Below are 16,881 nucleotides of genomic sequence, written 5' to 3'. Positions count from 1 at the left end.
GGCGGGGGTTTACCCCGCCATTGCCAAGCGGTTGCGACCTTCGCGCTTGGCCACATACAAGGCGCTGTCGGCCCGACGCAACAGGCTTTCGGCAGACTCGGCAGGCAACAACGTCGAGCAGCCCAGGCTCACCGTCAGATCGATGCGTATGTCATCCGCCCAATATTCCTGGGCCTGTGTCGCCTGGCGCAGGCGCTCGCCGACGACCGCCGCCGCATCCCGGCCGGTGTTGGAGAGCAGGATCAGGAATTCTTCCCCGCCAAAGCGGAACACCATGTCCACATTGCGCAACTGGCCCTTGATCGACGCAGCCACGGCGCGCAGTACCTTGTCGCCGGCCGCGTGGCCGTGAGTGTCGTTGATGCGTTTGAAGTGATCGATGTCGAGCATCAGCAGGGACAACGGGGTCGAGTGTCGCCGCGCCATGTCGATTTCCCGCTGCAGGGTCTGGTCCATGGCGATGCGGTTGCCGGTTTCGGTCAACGGGTCACGCAGGGCGCTGCGGGTCGCGGCGCGATAGAGCAGGGCGTTACGCATCGGGTAGAGCAGGGTGGCCAGCAGTGATTCGAGTTGACTCAGTTCTTCTTCCATCAAACGTTGGTTGCGACGGAATACCAGTTCGCCCAGATGTTCGCCTTCATGGCTCAAGGCGTAGCTCACCGAATGATGGCCGCGATGGCCGAATTCCAGGCGCAGGTCACTGGCCTGATGGCTGTAGTGCAGAGCGTCCAGGGGCACCAGGCGCTGGATCTCGCGAAAGAACAGACCGAGGATGCATTGCGGTTCCAGGCTGGTCTGCAGTTGCAGGCCCAGTTGTTGGCGCAGTTGAGCAACCGTGGTGGGGCGGTGCGAGAGAGGGGATGACTGACTAAAGCCCAGGCGTTGCAATTTGGCACTGTCGAAGTCAATTGCGTGGAGCTGGGGCGGGTTTTTCATAAGCAGTCGGCCTCTAAGCACTTAGCTGTCTTACAGGCTCGATGAGAGTGGCGAGTGCCAAGCGTCTTACTGTTCCTTCAGTTCCGTAAAACATTGGAAACAGTTTAAACCGCTTTGCCAGGGGTTATAACCCTTGGGCACTGCCACACGTCTTGTCATCGCTTAACCTGCTTGAAAGGGCTAGAGCGAGATTCATGCCACTTTGTTTTATTTTGAATAAAATCCTTATAAATCAAAGGCTGTTTATGGGGTCAAAAACAGCCATGGCGAAAGGATGTCAGTTATTTGGCAGGTGACGGCGGTTTTACCCGCCGTACTGAACCAGCGTGGTGGCGTCGATCTGCTCGATCGACGTCACGCCGGTCAGCGTCATGGCCACACGCATTTCCTTGGCGAAGATATCCAACAGGTTTTCCACCCCGTGCTGGCCATCGGCGGCCAACGCATAGGCGGTCGAACGTCCCAACAGGCATGCCTTGGCGCCCAGGGCGAGCATGCGTACCACGTCGAGCCCGGAGCGGATGCCGGAGTCCACCAGCACCGTCAGGTCATCGCCGACTGCCTGGGCAATGGGCGGCAGTGCCTTGGCGGTGGAGAGCACGCCGTCCAACTGGCGGCCGCCATGGTTGGAGACCACGATGCCATCGGCGCCGAAGCTCACTGCGTCCTTGGCGTCCTGCGGGTCGAGGATGCCCTTGATGATCATCGGGCCTTTCCAGAACTCGCGTATCCACTCCAAGTCTTTCCAACTGATCGACGGGTCGAAGTTGTTGGCCAGCCAACCGACGTAATCTTCGAGGGTGGTGGGCTTGCCCAGGTACTTGGAGATATTGCCCAGGTCGTGTGGGCGGCCCAGCACGCCGACATCCCAGGCCCATTGTGGCTTGGTGACGGCCTGCAGCATCCGGCGCGCCGAGGCATACGGCCCGGACATGCCCGAGTGTGCATCACGATAACGCGCGCCCGGCGTCGGCATATCGACGGTGAACACCAGCGTCGTCACCCCGGCGGCCTGCGCCCGTTCCAGCGCGTTACGCATAAAGCCGCGGTCCTTGAGCACATAGAGCTGGAACCAGATCGACTGCGCGCTTTGCGACGCCACTTCCTCGATCGAACACACCGACACCGTCGACAGACAGAAGGGAATCCCCTTGTTGGCCGCCGCCTTGGCCGCCTGCACCTCGCCGCGCCGTGCGTACATACCGGTCAAGCCAACGGGGCTGAGGATGATCGGCATGGCATGTTCCTGACCGAACAGCGTGGTCTTCAAGCTCAGGCTATCCACGTTGCGCAGAATGCGTTGGCGCAGGCTGATCTCGGCCAGGTCCGAACTGTTGGCACGCATCGTGTGTTCGGCGTAGGCGCCACCGTCGATGTAGTCGAACAGGAAGCGCGGCAGCTTGCGCTTGGCGGCGGCACGGTAATCGGATGCCGACGAAATGATCATGAGCAGTGACTCCACAGGGCAAAGGGGGGTTACGGTAAGCAAACTTCTGGCATGATAAAAACAACTTTTATCGTTAGTGCCCAGTCGAAAAAGGAATACCGATGAACCTGAGAACACTGCGTGTCTTCGTTGAGGTGGTGCGCCAGGGCGGGTTTTCCCAGGCGGCGCAGGTGGTGTCGCTGACCCAGTCGACGGTGAGCAAGGCCGTCAAGACCCTGGAAGAAGAACTGGGCGCGCCGCTGCTTAATCGTCTTGGACACAAGAACGAACTTACCGCCGCAGGCGAAATTGCCTACCGTCGCGCCCTGGTGCTGCTCGCCGAACGCAGCGATCTGGTCGCCGAGATCAACGACCTGCGCGACCTCAAGCGCGGCGTGCTGCGCATCGGCCTGCCGCCGGTGGGATGCGGCGTGTTGTTCGCGTCTATGTTCGCCACCTACCGCAACCGCTACCCGGACATCGATATCGAACTCACCGAGCACGGCAGCAAAAAACTGCATGAATGCCTGGAAGCCGGGGAGGTCGACCTGGCGGCCCTGTTGCTGCCGGTAGACGATGGCTTCGACTACCAGCCCGTGCGCAATGAGCCGCTGATGGCCGTGCTGCCCATGAGCCATGCGCTGGCGCGGCGCAAGCGCATCGACTTCACCGACCTCGCGGATTCACCGTTCATCCTGTTCGAAGCCGGTTTTGCCCTGAACGCATTAATCCTCGCCGCCTGCGAACGCAAGGGCGTGACGCCCCGCGTCACCGCCCGTAGTGGGCAGATCGACTTCATCGTCGACCTGGTGGCGGCAGGGCTGGGCGTCGCCTTCCTGCCACGCATGCTCGCGCACAAGCACCAGCACGCCGGCATCGCCCTGATCCCCTTGGACGAACCCCACACCGACTGGCACATCGCCCTGGCCTGGCGCGCCAGCGCCCACCTGCCACCCGCAGCGCGCGCCTGGCTGGACCTGGCCAAGGAAATGGCCCACGCAGGGTAAAAGCCGAACGGGTTATCCGATTGCGTTCGGCAATGCCAGGTAGTGCTTGACTTGTCCTTTTTAATCAGTAACATACGGTGAATTCCGCGATAGCTCAGTTGGTAGAGCAAATGACTGTTAATCATTGGGTCCCTGGTTCGAGTCCAGGTCGTGGAGCCAGACATTGAGAAAAGCCTGCAGAGATGCAGGCTTTTTTCGTTCAGGGCGGTTTTCCTGAGCGCCATCTTATAGCCTGACTTTTTTGAAGCTGCCTCTAATCCTTCGATTCAGAGGCAAGCAGTATGAAAATCGCAGCAATCGTTTCAACCAAGGGCGGGCCGGGTAAAACCACAGTAGGCGCCAATCTAGGCGCGTTCTGCGCCGATGCAGGTCTTCGAACCCTACTTATTGATCTTGATAACCAGCCATCGCTGTCGTCGTTCTACGCGCTATTGCATGAAGCGCCAGGCGGTACCTATCAACTGATCGCGAATAATGAGACCCGGGCCGACCAAGTCATCTCCCACACCTGCATTCCTAATCTCTCGCTGATTCACTCAAATGACCCTTTCAACCAGTTGAGCAATCTGCTTTTGCACGCAGCTGACGGCCGTCTTCGTCTCAAAAATTTGATGCCGGCATTTGAGGGCGACTTTGATTTGATTTTGATCGACACCCAGGGCGCGCGCTCCATCCTCTTGGAGATGGCGCTATTGGGCGCCCAAATGGCTATTTCTCCCATCACGCCGGATATGTTGACTGCTCGAGAGTTTCACCGCGGGATGCTCCAGCTTTACCGGGATCTTGAGCCACTGGCAGCGCTTGGTGCTGTGACGCCACCTCTGAATGTGGTGATTAACAAGCTTGACGCAACGAATGATGCAAACCTGATTTATCAATCTTTAGCCGAGACCTTTTCGGACCATCCCCAGGTTCAGATGGTTCGCACAACAATCCCTGCGGCGGTAAGTTTTCGTCGTGCCGCCACTGAAGGTACTCCCGCCCACCGATTGGAATATCGGCTGCCCACACACCGCCGTTCACCAACGGCTTTCAAGGTCATCAAAGACCTCTCCATGGAGCTGTTCCCCGAATGGCGTTTGAAGTTCGAGGCGCTGAGTGAGGAGCGGCTGAGCCAGAACGTATCGTTGCTATCGAAGAGGGCGCCCCTGGGGAGAGCGGCAGTATGAGCGTGCTTGATTTAGCCCCACCTCATTCAGTTGAGGCTGAGCAAGGTGTTATCGGTGGCCTGATGCTCGACAACTCCGCGTGGGATCTCGTTGCAGACGTCATTACCGCAGACGATTTTTTCAGGCGTGACCATCGTCTGATTTACCAGGCGATCCAGAAGCTTGCTGTGCGCGGCTCGCCGATTGATGTGGTCACCGTCCTAGAGTCATTGGATGAGCCAGATGAAGTAGGAGGCCTGAGCTACCTAGGAGAGTTAGCCAAGAACACTCCTTCGGTTGCCAATATCTCGACCTACGCCGCCATCGTTCATGAGCGTTCCCATCTCCGACGGTTGGTCATGCTCGGATACGAATGCAGCCGTGAAGCTTCCTCAAACCAAGCCAAGAGTGCTGAGGTCCAGGAGCTTATTGAACAGAAACTCTTCTTGCTGGGGCAGGACAGGGGGCGGAGTGATTTTGTTGATGTGAAGCAGACGTTAATGGAGGTGGTTGAGAGGATCGATTACCACTTCAACGAGGGCGACAGCATCACCGGTATCCCTAGTGGGCTGGACGCAATGGATCAGGTTACAGGTGGGTTTCAAGATGCTGACTTGATCATCATCGCGGCACGTCCTTCCATGGGTAAAACCAGCCTCGCGCTCAGCGTGGTGGACGCCGCCCTCCAGCAGAAACCAACCAATACGGTTCAGATCTACAGTCAGGAGATGCCTGCTCATGCGTTGATGTTTCGCTTAATCGCGATCCTGGGCCAGCTCAACTTGGCGGATTTGATGCGCGGTCAGTTGCGTGATGAAGATTGGCCTAAGGTGATAGCGGCAGTCGGCCGCATCAATAGTTACGGTGAGCGACTCATTATTGATGACACCTCTAGTCTCACCCCGTCAGCGTTAAGGTCAAAGGTGCGGCGCGCGGCACGGCGTTCGGGCATGCCTCGTCTGATCATGGTCGACTATCTCCAATTGATGCGGCTGGATGGGAAGGAAAATCGCAACCTTGAGATCGCCGGTATCACCGCGTCGTTGAAAGCTCTGGCCAAGGAGTTCAATTGCCCTGTTATCGCATTGTCGCAACTCAACCGCTCGGTAGAGCAGCGAGCTGATAAGCGCCCCTTCAATGGTGATCTTCGCGAGTCAGGTGCGATTGAGCAAGACGGTGACGTCATCATGTTCATCTACCGCGATGAGGTTTATCACCCCGAAACAAGTGACTGCGGGGTGGCAGAGCTCATTTTCGGCAAGCATCGCAACGGTCCTACCGGCACCGTTCGAGTCGCTTTCACTCCTGAGCAGACACGCTTTTCAAACTTGTCCCTGGATCAGCGGGGGGCACAGTGATGGGGGTGTTCAACCAACGAGGACGCTGCTGTGACTGCGGCGCAGAATTTCTGCTTCACGTGTCCGTTAAGAGATTTGCTGGCGAGTCTTTGCCTGATGGAGAAGTCGATATAGATATCTGCCCTGAGTGTGGCAGTTACAGCGTGGAAGATGCGCTGATGATTCTGGGGCGCGAAGACAACTACGACGACACCTGTACGGTGGTGTTCCGCGTTAGCAAGGAACTGATGGACAGCCGCGACTTTCTGTATGCCTTGGCCTGTCGCACTGATGGGTGGAAGGGGGTGGAGATAGTGCATGTCCAGTTGCCCGAACGCTGCTCTGAGTTACCCGCCATAGAAGGGCACAACCATGAGTGACGTCATGCTGATCATGGAGGTGAGCTAATGGCCGCTAAGCTTATGTCGACGGACCAAATTAAAGGGAAGCTGCTGCAGGGCGCTTTTACGAACAACGCACCGCTGGTAGGTCGTCTGTCTGATCCAATTGTTGACACTCCAATGGTCCTGACGTTGGACCAGCTCAGGCCATATGACCACAACCCCAGGTTGAACCGGAACCCTCGTTACGATGACCTTCGTGCCTCAATTCAGAGTCGAGGCTTGGACGCTCCACCTCCGGTAACACGTCGGGAGGGTGAGGAGCATTTCATCATCCGCAATGGCGGCAACACACGCCTGGCTATTCTCAATGAATTATGGCGAGAGACCGGAGAGGAACGCTTCTTTCGCATTCACTGCTTGTTCAGGCCTTGGCCTAGCCGCGGGGAAATTGTTGCTCTTACTGGGCACCTAGCCGAAAGCGATCTCCATGGTGAATTGACCTTCATAGAGCGAGCTCTGGGAGTGGAGCGCGCGCGGGAGTTTTATCAGCTTGAGGCCGATACACAGATCTCCCAAAGAGAGTTGGCGAGGCTTCTGAAGCAGGATGGTTACCCAATCTCTTAGCCGCATATCAGCAAAATGCAGGATGCGGTGCGTTATCTCTTGCCAGCAATCCCTAACGCTTTATATGCCGGGCTTGGTAAACCTCAGATCGAAAAACTAACGAGTTTGCGCCGTTCGAGCGAAAAGGCTTGGCTTAAGCATGCTGGGGCAACACCTCAAGAAATTGAACATGAGCATCTGTTCCAAGAGGTGCTTTCTCTCTTCGACCAAGGCGAGTTTAGTTACGAGCGTTTCCAGGATGAACTGCTCCATAAAATGGGGCAGCTGTTGGGGCAGGACTACAACAGTTTGAAGCTGGATGTGCTCGAGCCAGATCGTTCATATCCGATCGAGCGGCCTGAACCTGCCCTCCGCGGCCGCGATCTGACTCCTCAGGTTCATGCCGTCGCTCCACTCGCACAGCGACCTCAGCAAGTATCGGACAGCGATGGATTGGGGCAAAACGCACCTGATGAGTTGGCACAACCGGATGAGCCTGTGTTCATGCTTCATGAGGATGAGCAACAAGCGCGTATGCAGTCCAATACGCTTTCCCCTATTGCAGGAGTTACAACGCGGACTCAGGCTATCAAACATCAGTTGGCGCAAGCGACTGGTGAAGCGATTCCGCATTTCGAGGACTCTTGCCTTCAGTCCATTCCCATCCAGGCGGGTGGGCTTCATCCGGTCGCTGACCTTTGGTACATCGAGCGTGCTGTTGACTCGCCTGATTCGTTGCGCCAGGCCATTTTCGGCCTGGTACAGGACATAGCAACTGAAGTGTCGCTTCCTCATGAATACTTCACCCAGAGTGATTGGGGTATTGGCTTTCTATGCGCTCGACCAACTGATTGGGGTAACGACCTCTTTTCTGAAACTCCCATGGCCCTCAGTCCTGAGGCCTACACGGTCCTCAATCTTCTGGATGGGTTGAGTGGGCGTTTCGCTCCGGCTTTGAAGCTGCTTCGGGAGCAAGCAGTAGATCCGGGGCCTGAGATGAATAGCTATCGCTTTCTCGCCGAGTTGGGGCAACTCCTGCTCGGCGGTTCCCCCTTGAAAGATCAACCGGCCTCTCTAGCTGGTCGGCTGAGTGATGTTGCCCTGGTCAAGCTATTTAGAGTCATACGCCTGGGGCGTCGGCTCATTGAGTTGGAATCCAAGCAGTCTTTTTGCGATGTCATCCAATAACCACGGAGTGGTGGAGGTTTCTGTGCATCCCTTAAATCTGGCAGTCGCCTTTCAGATTTTGAACAACATCAAAAATGGCCAGTTGCGCAGTTGTCTGGCTATGGGTTTTGAAGAAAACGACCTGAAGACGCTCATTGACCCGCTTTGCATGGGGGCGCTGGTTAACTCACCGGTACCTTGGTTCAAAGTTGTGGTGGACGGTGTTGCAGTGAGACGAGTACTCGCACACGCAAAAAACACTGACGAAGATGAACTGATCAATCGTGCGATATCCCTTGGGGCAAGTTCTCCAATGATTCTTGAGCTCTTCGGGCTCCCGCCTAAGGAGTCAGCAATCAGGCGGGAGATTCTGGGCGTGCCACATCGTAGGGGGCGATGGCCTCATGTTGGTCCTGAGGATGAGGCAATTCTTTGGAAGCATTGGGTAAGCCTTACTAAAGAGCTGGGCACCAATCTGGGGAATCCTCGATCTATTCTTGATGTAGCAATGTTGATGGCTGAGCGTGAGCGCAGTCTGAATCTCGCGATCATCTGGAGCGCCATTCAGAGCTGGATTGCGCAGGATTTGGTGTGATGAGAGGAGGAGGCAACTCCCGGTTCAACCCAGGGAACCTTGATGCGCTAAATGCTTTGCTCGACTCGGCCAGCGCGGCACTCAGCGAGACTCGAACTGATAAGCATGCGGCGGCGAAAAGTGAGAGGCCGTCGACACGGCCGCTCACGCCTATTTTGGATACGGAGAGAACCGGGATTATCTTCACCGGTAATCCACATGAGGCAGTGCCAAGGAGGCTGTTGCTGGATAACCGCCTTACCCCATTGGAGCGTAATGCCTGGCAGGTCTTTCGCTTGCTGCTCAATGATGATGGCCTGACGTCCTTCCCTACCTACGAGCAACTACGTCCTTATTTGGCATCCACACCCTTTAAGTTGGCGTCCAGAGAAACTGTGGCCAAAGCCCTGACGGCCTTGCGCATGACTCGCTGGCTCAGTCTTGGAGGACGAGTGCGCGATGAGTCCACAGGGCAAATGAAGGGCAATATTTACCTACTGCACGATGAGCCAGTGAGCATTGCTGAAGCAGTCTTGTTGGACAGTGGTTACCTGGAGTTGATAGCGGAATGCGTAGGCCACTCAAACAAGTCGATCCGGGACGTTGCAGCCCATGTCTTTGAGGAGCTAGCAACTGACCCCTACCTTCGCGAGAACGCCCTGCCTTCACATCTTGAGAAGCTGCAGCAGCGAATGGTGGGGCAGGGGTGGACCAACGCTACAATTGCTCAAGCTGGGGCAAGTGAATCCGTACTCAGTAGAAACGAATCCGAACTCAGTGAAAAGACCCCAGTTCGGAGTCACGTTGGACCGAGTTCGGATTCCGAACTCAGCCGAAAAGCTTGTGTCGTGAGCCTAGTTCGGAATCCGAACTCATCTAGTACTAATACTCATACAGATGTTTGTAAAAACACAGTACCGCGGGCGCGCGAGGATCTGCGATTACCCGAGCAACTCCTCCAGCTTGCCTCAGAGCAGCGGCGTACCGTCATGGTAGCGCTTGGATCAATTCAGCCTGGGTTGCAGCAAAAAGTGCTGGATCAGTGGGCTGCAAGGTGCGTCAGTGCGGAGGTGCGCAACCCTGCGGGATACCTATTCGGCATGATCCAGAAGGCTCAACGCGGTGAGTTCAATCAAGGCAGTGACAACGGTGGCGGTAATAGACCTCCCAATGCTCGCAGCGGGTCAGGGAGCGCCGTGTCGGCTCGAGTACCGCACCTATCTGAGACGTTGATACAGCGCGACAAACCGACGTCTGAGAGCCTTCTGGCGGGTCGTGAAGGTATGAACGCGATTATGGAGCTCCTGAGGTCTGGACCAAGACCATAGGTGAGTGGAGTGATTCCAGTGGAATCACTCTTGTCCGAGCAGCATGCTGATTCCACTGGAATCATGCTGGCAGACCGCTTCTTTGATTCCAGTGGAATCAGCTCGCTGGGTTTGTTGGACCATTCCCTCAGCTTGGGAGGCGCTCTCAAAACAGCCCGTCTACGAATCTGTTTCCGGACTGACGACGATCTTGTTCCCCGCAACACTGATGCAGTGACATCTACTTGCAGGAGCAATCCATGTCTGACCTTGTTCAACTAAATCTTGGCCCGTTGCGCAGTGCCATGAAGCTCACTCTCCATACCCATCATGCGGCCCGTGTCTGGCATGGTAGACCTGCAGGGAATGGCAAAAACGGCATTATTGGGTTGAGTGGCTTTGTCAGCTTGATGAACAGAATGAAGCGCGCGGCGGAGCAGGATGACCCTTATGCAGACTTCTGGCTGATCCGAATTCATGAAAAACTTGAGTCTTCAAAATCCGAACTGGGAGAAATAAAAGCCCGGTTGGACCAGTCCATGAACAGTCTGCCTGAAGCATTGAGTGTGGGGGAGAACCTCAACGTTCACCCGGTCACGCTTCCGGTCTACATCAACTCTCCGTTTGGCTTTTTGGCTGTATACCTCCTCATCGCCTATGACGACATGGTTCGTCGGTTGCTGCTGGCCCACCACACAGCGTTGATGGGCCGGCGAGACATGGAAGTCTGGATCAACGCCGGGGGGTACGTGCTGCGTAGTCTCTTTGGGTTGGCCCAACAATACAAAGTCTCGGGCGCCACGCGTGATGACTTTGTGACGAACAATGCGGTCGCCCGGGAGGCTCGAGAGAGGTATGGAGAGCTGCCACAGGACGTCCTGGAAGGGATACGCCGCTGTGAGTTTGCGCCTCCGATATACCAGCGTCGACCACGGGAAGAAGGGCAGGACGATGATCCAGATGACGATCCGGATAGCCCACTCAGCATCGCTCCAGTGGAAACCATAATGCCAACAGAAGCGGTTGGAGGATGAGTCGATGGTTCATTCCGAAGATGCCACCGGCGCTGTCACTGCTGCCGAATCGACGGTAGATGCGAAACACATTGCCTTCCAGCCGCTGCAACAGAGTGCCTTCTCATCGATAGAACACGCTGCCTTCCTTAAAGGGCTTTTAAAGCCTTTTAAGGGTAAGGGGGAGCTCATCCAATTTGGTGACGTGTGCAGTCGGCTCATGAGCAGCCTGATTCAGTTAGCTACCGATGACGTGCTGGCTCAGGCTGAACGTTATCCGTTCACGTTGCTCCCCATTCGTATGACACGGCAGTCGACTGGAGCGGGCACGGTATTTCTGCGCTGGAGCCGAATGGATCGCAGCAAGATGGGAGTCGATCTATGGGCTGACCTGTTAGGCAATGACAAGACGCCGATCAGCCTGGTTCCGGATCTTTACGCCATGGAGCTTCAGCGCATAACGATCAACATGCAGATCAGCTTAATCCACAGTATCAGCCGACAGGCGTTTTTGTGTGCTTCCAAAATCCGAGTTGCCGAACAGATTTATCAGCAGCGAATTTCTCAGCAGGTCTCAAGCAATACAACGGAGGTATGAACATGGCCACCAAGTTTTGGGGCGAGGGGAACATCGGCACGAAGCCCGAGTTCAGGGAGTTTGCGAACGGCAACAAAGAACCCAGGCGACTGCTCAGACTCAACGTCTACTTTGACAACCCGGTGCCTAAGGGTGATGGAGAGTATGAAGATCGTGGTGGTTTCTGGGCGAACGTGGAGCTTTGGCATAAAGATGCAGAGCGCTACTCGGAGCTTTACAGTAAAAGCATGCGGGTGCTGGTGATAGGTCGCATGGTCATGGACAAGTGGGAGGATGACAGTGGCGAGGAGTGCAGTGCGATGAAGGTGCAGGCTAGCCGGGTGGGGATTTTGCCGAACCGTCTTCAGAGTTTGATGGTGAGATCGAACGACCATGCACCTTCTGAAGACGTAGTTTAAAAAAAGTTTTGGCTGTTACGCAGTTTCTGCCTTCGACCCGATTGCTGCTCTTCACAAAGGGCTGCAGTCGGCCCAGAGTGTGTAAAAACGCGCTGATGCACTGTCGGCGCGCAGCGCCGACGGTTGTTAGCTGAGTAATTGCTCGCAACAAGTCCTGCGGATCATCACTAGGGCCTGGGAGCCCTCAGCGCCGCTTCTACCTTGCTGGGTGGCCAAAATACAGACCTCTTCAGGCCGACAGCGCCTTCATTAAACCGCTGGTACCGAGAATTTTCATGACCCGCTTCAAGTTGTAGGCGAGGACGTTCAAACTCATCTCCGCACTTACTCCGTTCAGCTTTCGTGTCAGGAAATGCGTGGCGCCCATCCATTGTTTGAGTGTCCCGAAGGGATGCTCGACCGTACGCTTGCGGACTCGCATCATGTCCGGCGTGTTGCTCAGTCTGTTCTGCATTTCCTCCAGTATGGCTTCAGGCTCCCAGCGTCGACCCCGCCGTTCCGTGCTCGGCGTGCACTGCGGTTTCATTGCGCAGCCCCTGCATTTCGAACTCCAGTAACGGTGCAGCGTCAGGCCTTTTTCAACGCTGGTATAGCGCCAGATCAGTGCTTCTCCCGCCGGGCAAATGTATTCGTTTTTTGCCGCGTCGTAGATGAAAGCATCGTTATTGAAACGCCCGTCCGCTTTGGCTCCAGAGGTCATCGGCTTGGGCACATAGGCAGTGATGCCTGCATTGTGACAAGCCAGGATCTCTTCGCTTTTGAAGTAACCTCGATCAGCCACTACCGACAACGTATCTGATGCCATCGCCTCGCGGGCTTGCTAGGCCATCGAGCTGAGTTTATCGCGGTCGGAACCGACGTTGGTCACCTCATGCGCAACTATCAAATAGTTCCTGGTATCGACCGCTGTCTGCACGTTGTAACCGACGATTCCAGTGCCGCGCGTCATCATGGAACGGGCGTCTGGATCGGTCAGTGATACCTGTTTATCCGGGGATTCGTTGAGCTGGATTTCAATCGCCTGAAGCTCCTTCATTTGAGTTTTCAGCTTGGCGATTTTCTCTTCCAGCCGCACGGCGCTGGGCTCGGAAGCTGTTGGTTCTTGCCGATCGGCAGCATCAAGTGCCGCCAGGTAACGATTGATACTCGATTCAATTTCTTCCATGCGCCGCTTCAGTTTGGCGCAGGTGAAATTGCGGTCGCGGTTGTTGACTGCTTTGAATTTGCTGCCATCGATGGCGACCAGATGTTCTCCGAACAGCCCCAATTGCTGACACAGCACGACGAACTGGCGACAGACGCCTCGGATGGCCTTGCTGTTGTCTTTTCGGAAGTTGGCGATGGTCTTGAAATCCGGCATCAAACGCCCGGTCAACCACATCAGCTCGACGTTGCGTTGAGCTTCTCGCTCCAAACGTCGGCTCGACTTGATGCGGTTGAGATAGCCGTAGATGTAGATCTTCAGCAAGATCGCGGGGTGGTAAGCAGGCCGGCCAGTATCGGCTGGAATGGCACCTTCAAAACCCAGATTGACCAGGTCGAGTTCGTCGACAAAGACGTCGACTACGCGCACCGGATTGGTATCCGTGACGTAATCGTCGAGGCTCTCCGGAAGGAAGGTTCCTTGGCCTCGATGTTCACCTTGGATAAAGCGTTTCATGGGCGATCCCTGCGATGAAATCCTCAGAAATCATAGCAAGGGTTTGCGAAAGCGTTTTTACCCACTCTGGGCCAATTGCGGTCCTTCAGGTGTGTTTGCGAAATGTGGTGGCAATTCAGGTCAGGGGTTAGTTGTTGTCGTGAATAAATCTCAAGTGAAAGCCTTCTGCACGTATGATCATAGCGGAAATGGAATCATGGTCACGCTCCGTCATGGGACATCAATTGGTAAAGGAAAAGGCTGATGGATCTCGCTAGCTGGATCTCAATATTTATGGCTTTGATTGCCGTGGCCACAGCGATTGTCACGTACGCTGTTTTCCGCTCCGCAACAGATCCGACGGTGATTGTATATGCGCAGCCGGACCTTCAAAGACAATCAATAGTGAACCTCATCGTCGAAAATATCGGCAGAGGCGCAGCCCACGGAGTTTTTTTAAATCCAGTCGCCCCTTACCAGAAAATGCATTTTCCATCCAGGTACCAGAAAAAATGCCAGACCAAATGCAATCCGGGCCAATCGCCAGCGGAATACCGTTTTTAGCGCCTGGCCAGCGACTTTCAATCTCTTGGGGGCAGTATGGTGGGTTACATAAGTACTTAGGGAATGAGCCCATTCGTATTGATGTTTTTTGCTACAGAGCACATTCTAACGGTCTGTTTTCAAAGAAGCTTCGATCAAGCTCAACTCTTGATATAAGAATGTTCCAAACTTCTGAGTCAACTGAGCACGGCTATGGCCCGAATCTCGTCAAAGAGCTAAAAGCTTTAAATGCCACTTTAAAATCAATTGATAGGCACCTTGAAAAACCGTTGCTTGATTTGCCTACGTTGCCAGTTCTGGATGATTCCAAAACATCAGCATTAGCTGACAAGTAATTAGCCATATTGGGAATGGCGAGGCCTGAGTATAGTCACGGACTGAAAGTCCCCCTTTAACCAAATGGTGGCCATCCATAATGAAAACAACTACCGATCTGAGCCAGGGACGCTATCTGCTCTTTCTAGACGTTCTTGGTTTTAGCGAGTTTGTGGAAACCAAGAGCACTCAAGAAATTTACGCAATCATTGATAACGCGCTTAAGTCCTTTGAGCGATGGGAGGAACTTAATGGACTCTTCAAGTCTATTTCGGTAAAGCACTTATAGAGGCTTACAAAGCAGAGCAACAGGAGAAGTGGATCGGAATCACGATCATGCCTTCGGCATGGAGACCCTTTGAAGCCGCGGATCCAGGAATTATCGATACATTTGCAAGTGAAAAAGTATGGGCAAAGAGGGAAGATGGAGTTCTGCTTCTGAATCCATTCCTTAAGCTCCGCTCTTGGTACTCATCCGCTTTGATGGGAGAAGTTGATAAGTCGTACTCGCAATGGAATGCACCGGAATTTCCCAACGATATTCTTGGATTCAAGTTTCTGCGGGAAAAAGCTGCGTCGTACGCAGCTAAAAATGATTTCACAAGTCCCACAGCCATCAAGTACCACACGACAATTCGTTTTCTTGAGTGCATACAAGGCAAAGACCTCTATGCGTGGGGCGAACAAGCAGCGCTTCCGAGCAACTTTTAGAACTATTGATAAAATCTGTTACTGTTCTCAATCGGGACTGCATTCCGTAGTTCATAACCAGGACGTAGGGAGTGGTTGCAAGGGGTCGATTTCTGCCTGTCAAGACCGATAGAACTCGACCCCTAGCTGCCAGAGCTTCGGGCACGGTTTGGGTATGAGTTATTTGTAAAACTGCACCACTACCCCATCAATTAAGTCGTCAAACGTCAGGATTTCTAGGTCTTTATAGTCAGCCATGATTTCCCTCCATACCTCAGCCTTGAAATCACCTCTACGCCCTACAACAAGCCACCTACGAGGCTTATGAACTTTGAAACCGTATTTTTTCTCAAACCATATTCTATTGTTCGGGTCGTCAAAGTAGGTGGCGTATACTCTGGTCTGAGCGATATAAGAACTAAGCCACGAAGCAAACACCTCTCTGTTCTCACTGCCTACAAGAAAACTTTTATCTATGTGAGGAAGTTTGAATTCTACTATGTCTGCATAGCCATTTGGTTGCAACACAAAAAAGTCGGGCCTGATACTGTTACGTGATTCGCTCTGCCACTCGCAGGTCAACTCAGGGAAAATATCTGTTGCTCCGAACTTCATCGTGAGGATGAATTTGTTTTCTGGCTTTGAGATGTGAGAGGTTATTTCTGGCTCAGTGCTTTTTGAGTTTCCCCATATCTCAATGAACCTGTTTATTTTTGGGAGTTGGATATATTTATAGTCATCCGGCAAGGGGTAGCGATAATGTGCATCTTGTTCGACACGCGTCGCGATATAATCAAGACTAAAGCCGAATCTGTCGAAATCTTCGTTGCTATCATCATAATCGATTGGGAAAAAGTCTAGCCATTTTATATGTCTTGTCTTCAAGCCGGACTCATTGGCGTCAAAGAACATTCCATTTACAATTCGAGTAAACTGACCCGCGACTGGTTTCGGGTTTGGTACGTTGAATCCGGTGATGCTGTTTTGTGCTGCAAAATTCCATTTCAGCTCACAAAGCATATCCCAACCTTTATTTGTTGGGAGAATCAAATCTTCGCTAAATGGCGGGAGCGGTAATGAAAACAAATGCGTTGAAGTGGAATCGTATTCGAACCCTACGATTTTTTCGAAAAGATTGCATTCTTTTGAAAGGTAATTGCAGACTTGTACCTTTATTCCTTTAATTGGCTTAATTTCCTCCGAGACTTCTGAGCCGAGGTATTCTACAGCAATGTGTGTGCGGCCAATATAGAGAATTATTTCTTCTGGATTTATTAAAAACCCAGGCGCAGTGCGTATCAGCGCAGGCTTGCTTTTAGCGTACTCTCTAAGAGGATCCAAATACACTTTGAATAATTGCTCAAGGAATTTCTCAAATATGTTAATTTCGTCATGTTCTCGGGCTAGTGTTTTGTTCATTATTTAAGTGAGCCTGGCGTTTGATATGGTTTTTCTATCAAGTGTGGTGGCTGAGTATACTGAATCCCCCCGGATATCCTAGACACGCGATTGCCCCTTTGGGCCGATGGCGGCCTGTCGTTGGAGGCTCAACTCAACGTGATCTGCCAGACAATTGGTCTGACAGCAAAGTCTTGGTGCGAGCTGAGTGAGGTCACTGTCACATCGACATGACCGATGTCACTTCCACATACCTGAACTTTTTCCTCGCAGCCTTGGTTGCTTCCTACTCTGCCAGGAGAGTGCTGAGCGTATCAGCCTCATGGATTATCTCGTACGTTTCACCTTCGAATTCATTTCCTACACGCAGCGTGACTTTCAGCCTAGGGGTGATGGCTGTTTTCGGCCGTGCATGTC

General features: G+C 53.7%; 17 protein-coding genes, 1 tRNA gene and 1 pseudogene. 15 read left to right on the top strand and 4 right to left on the bottom strand.

The window, feature by feature from the left end; genetic code table 11:
* Positions 1-9 precede the first annotated feature (9 nt).
* Together JN756_RS22670 and lldD are read right to left on the bottom strand one after the other, a co-directional pair.
* Positions 10-936: a GGDEF domain-containing protein gene (locus tag JN756_RS22670; RefSeq protein ID WP_046382591.1), complete on the bottom strand. Its 927-nt coding sequence runs from the start codon at positions 934-936 to the stop codon at positions 10-12.
* Between the two features lie 304 nt (positions 937-1,240).
* A complete protein-coding gene (lldD, locus tag JN756_RS22665; RefSeq protein ID WP_046382592.1) occupies positions 1,241-2,383 on the bottom strand; it encodes an FMN-dependent L-lactate dehydrogenase LldD in 1,143 nt (380 codons plus the stop codon).
* Positions 2,384-2,484: 101 nt separating this feature from the next.
* Between lldD and JN756_RS22660 the strand changes: the two genes are divergently transcribed.
* The 12 genes from JN756_RS22660 (at position 2,485) to JN756_RS22610 (ending at position 11,858) form a co-directional block, all read left to right on the top strand.
* Positions 2,485-3,369, top strand: coding sequence for a LysR family transcriptional regulator (locus JN756_RS22660; RefSeq protein WP_046382593.1), 885 nt, complete (start codon positions 2,485-2,487; stop codon positions 3,367-3,369).
* 83 nt (positions 3,370-3,452) lie between these two features.
* Positions 3,453-3,528: transfer RNA gene (locus JN756_RS22655), tRNA-Asn, on the top strand.
* A gap of 122 nt (positions 3,529-3,650) precedes the next feature.
* Entirely contained in the window at positions 3,651-4,538 is an 888-nt protein-coding gene (locus tag JN756_RS22650; RefSeq protein ID WP_201021408.1) for a ParA family protein, read from the top strand.
* Positions 4,535-5,875 carry a replicative DNA helicase gene (gene dnaB / locus JN756_RS22645; RefSeq protein ID WP_201021407.1) on the top strand — a complete coding sequence of 447 codons (1,341 nt, stop codon included), beginning with the start codon at positions 4,535-4,537 and terminating at the stop codon, positions 5,873-5,875. Before JN756_RS22650 ends, dnaB begins: the two co-directional genes overlap by 4 nt.
* Positions 5,875-6,234, top strand: coding sequence for a hypothetical protein (locus JN756_RS22640; RefSeq protein WP_201021406.1), 360 nt, complete (start codon positions 5,875-5,877; stop codon positions 6,232-6,234). Before dnaB ends, JN756_RS22640 begins: the two co-directional genes overlap by 1 nt.
* 27 nt (positions 6,235-6,261) lie before the next feature.
* A complete protein-coding gene (locus tag JN756_RS32245) occupies positions 6,262-6,822 on the top strand; it encodes a ParB family protein (protein WP_328804353.1) in 561 nt (186 codons plus the stop codon).
* Between the two features lie 27 nt (positions 6,823-6,849).
* Positions 6,850-7,989, top strand: a complete 1,140-nt coding sequence (locus JN756_RS22635; RefSeq protein WP_328804352.1) for a hypothetical protein — start codon at positions 6,850-6,852, stop codon at positions 7,987-7,989.
* Positions 7,976-8,563, top strand: a complete 588-nt coding sequence (locus JN756_RS22630) for an STY4526/YPO1902 family pathogenicity island replication protein (RefSeq protein WP_236255054.1) — start codon at positions 7,976-7,978, stop codon at positions 8,561-8,563. Before JN756_RS22635 ends, JN756_RS22630 begins: the two co-directional genes overlap by 14 nt.
* Complete coding sequence (locus tag JN756_RS22625) at positions 8,563-9,870, top strand: STY4528 family pathogenicity island replication protein (protein WP_268933211.1); 1,308 nt, start codon at positions 8,563-8,565, stop codon at positions 9,868-9,870. Before JN756_RS22630 ends, JN756_RS22625 begins: the two co-directional genes overlap by 1 nt.
* 239 nt (positions 9,871-10,109) lie before the next feature.
* Positions 10,110-10,883 carry a PFL_4669 family integrating conjugative element protein gene (locus JN756_RS22620; protein ID WP_201021404.1) on the top strand — a complete coding sequence of 258 codons (774 nt, stop codon included), beginning with the start codon at positions 10,110-10,112 and terminating at the stop codon, positions 10,881-10,883.
* A 4-nt stretch (positions 10,884-10,887) separates the two neighbouring features.
* Entirely contained in the window at positions 10,888-11,460 is a 573-nt protein-coding gene (locus JN756_RS22615; protein ID WP_201021403.1) for a DUF3158 family protein, read from the top strand.
* Between the two features lie 2 nt (positions 11,461-11,462).
* Positions 11,463-11,858, top strand: a complete 396-nt coding sequence (locus JN756_RS22610; protein ID WP_201021402.1) for a single-stranded DNA-binding protein — start codon at positions 11,463-11,465, stop codon at positions 11,856-11,858.
* Between the two features lie 229 nt (positions 11,859-12,087).
* Here the strand turns inward: JN756_RS22610 and JN756_RS22605 are convergent.
* Positions 12,088-13,518 (bottom strand): annotated as a pseudogene (locus JN756_RS22605) (IS1182 family transposase).
* 243 nt (positions 13,519-13,761) lie between these two features.
* On the opposite strand from JN756_RS22605, the gene JN756_RS22600 reads away from it, so the two are divergent.
* From JN756_RS22600 to JN756_RS22590, 3 genes are all read left to right on the top strand, one after another.
* On the top strand, positions 13,762-14,061 hold the full coding sequence (locus JN756_RS22600; protein WP_201021401.1) for a DUF8453 domain-containing protein: 300 nt from the start codon (positions 13,762-13,764) through the stop codon (positions 14,059-14,061).
* Complete coding sequence (locus JN756_RS22595; RefSeq protein WP_201021400.1) at positions 14,010-14,396, top strand: hypothetical protein; 387 nt, start codon at positions 14,010-14,012, stop codon at positions 14,394-14,396. The genes JN756_RS22600 and JN756_RS22595 overlap by 52 nt, the downstream gene beginning before the upstream one ends.
* Positions 14,397-14,712: 316 nt before the next feature.
* Entirely contained in the window at positions 14,713-15,087 is a 375-nt protein-coding gene (locus JN756_RS22590) for a hypothetical protein (RefSeq protein ID WP_236255053.1), read from the top strand.
* A 159-nt stretch (positions 15,088-15,246) separates the two neighbouring features.
* Here JN756_RS22590 and JN756_RS22585 read toward each other — a convergent pair whose 3' ends face one another.
* Positions 15,247-16,485: a Shedu anti-phage system protein SduA domain-containing protein gene (locus tag JN756_RS22585; protein ID WP_201021399.1), complete on the bottom strand. Its 1,239-nt coding sequence runs from the start codon at positions 16,483-16,485 to the stop codon at positions 15,247-15,249.
* Between the last annotated feature and the right edge of the window lie 396 nt (positions 16,486-16,881).

The sequence above is a fragment of the Pseudomonas sp. Y39-6 genome (assembly GCF_023651955.1).
In the GTDB taxonomy this organism is placed as follows: Bacteria; Pseudomonadota; Gammaproteobacteria; order Pseudomonadales; family Pseudomonadaceae; genus Aquipseudomonas; species Aquipseudomonas veronii.
The sequence above is the reverse complement of the archived record's forward strand: the minus strand, read 5'-3'. Positions and strand labels throughout refer to the sequence as shown.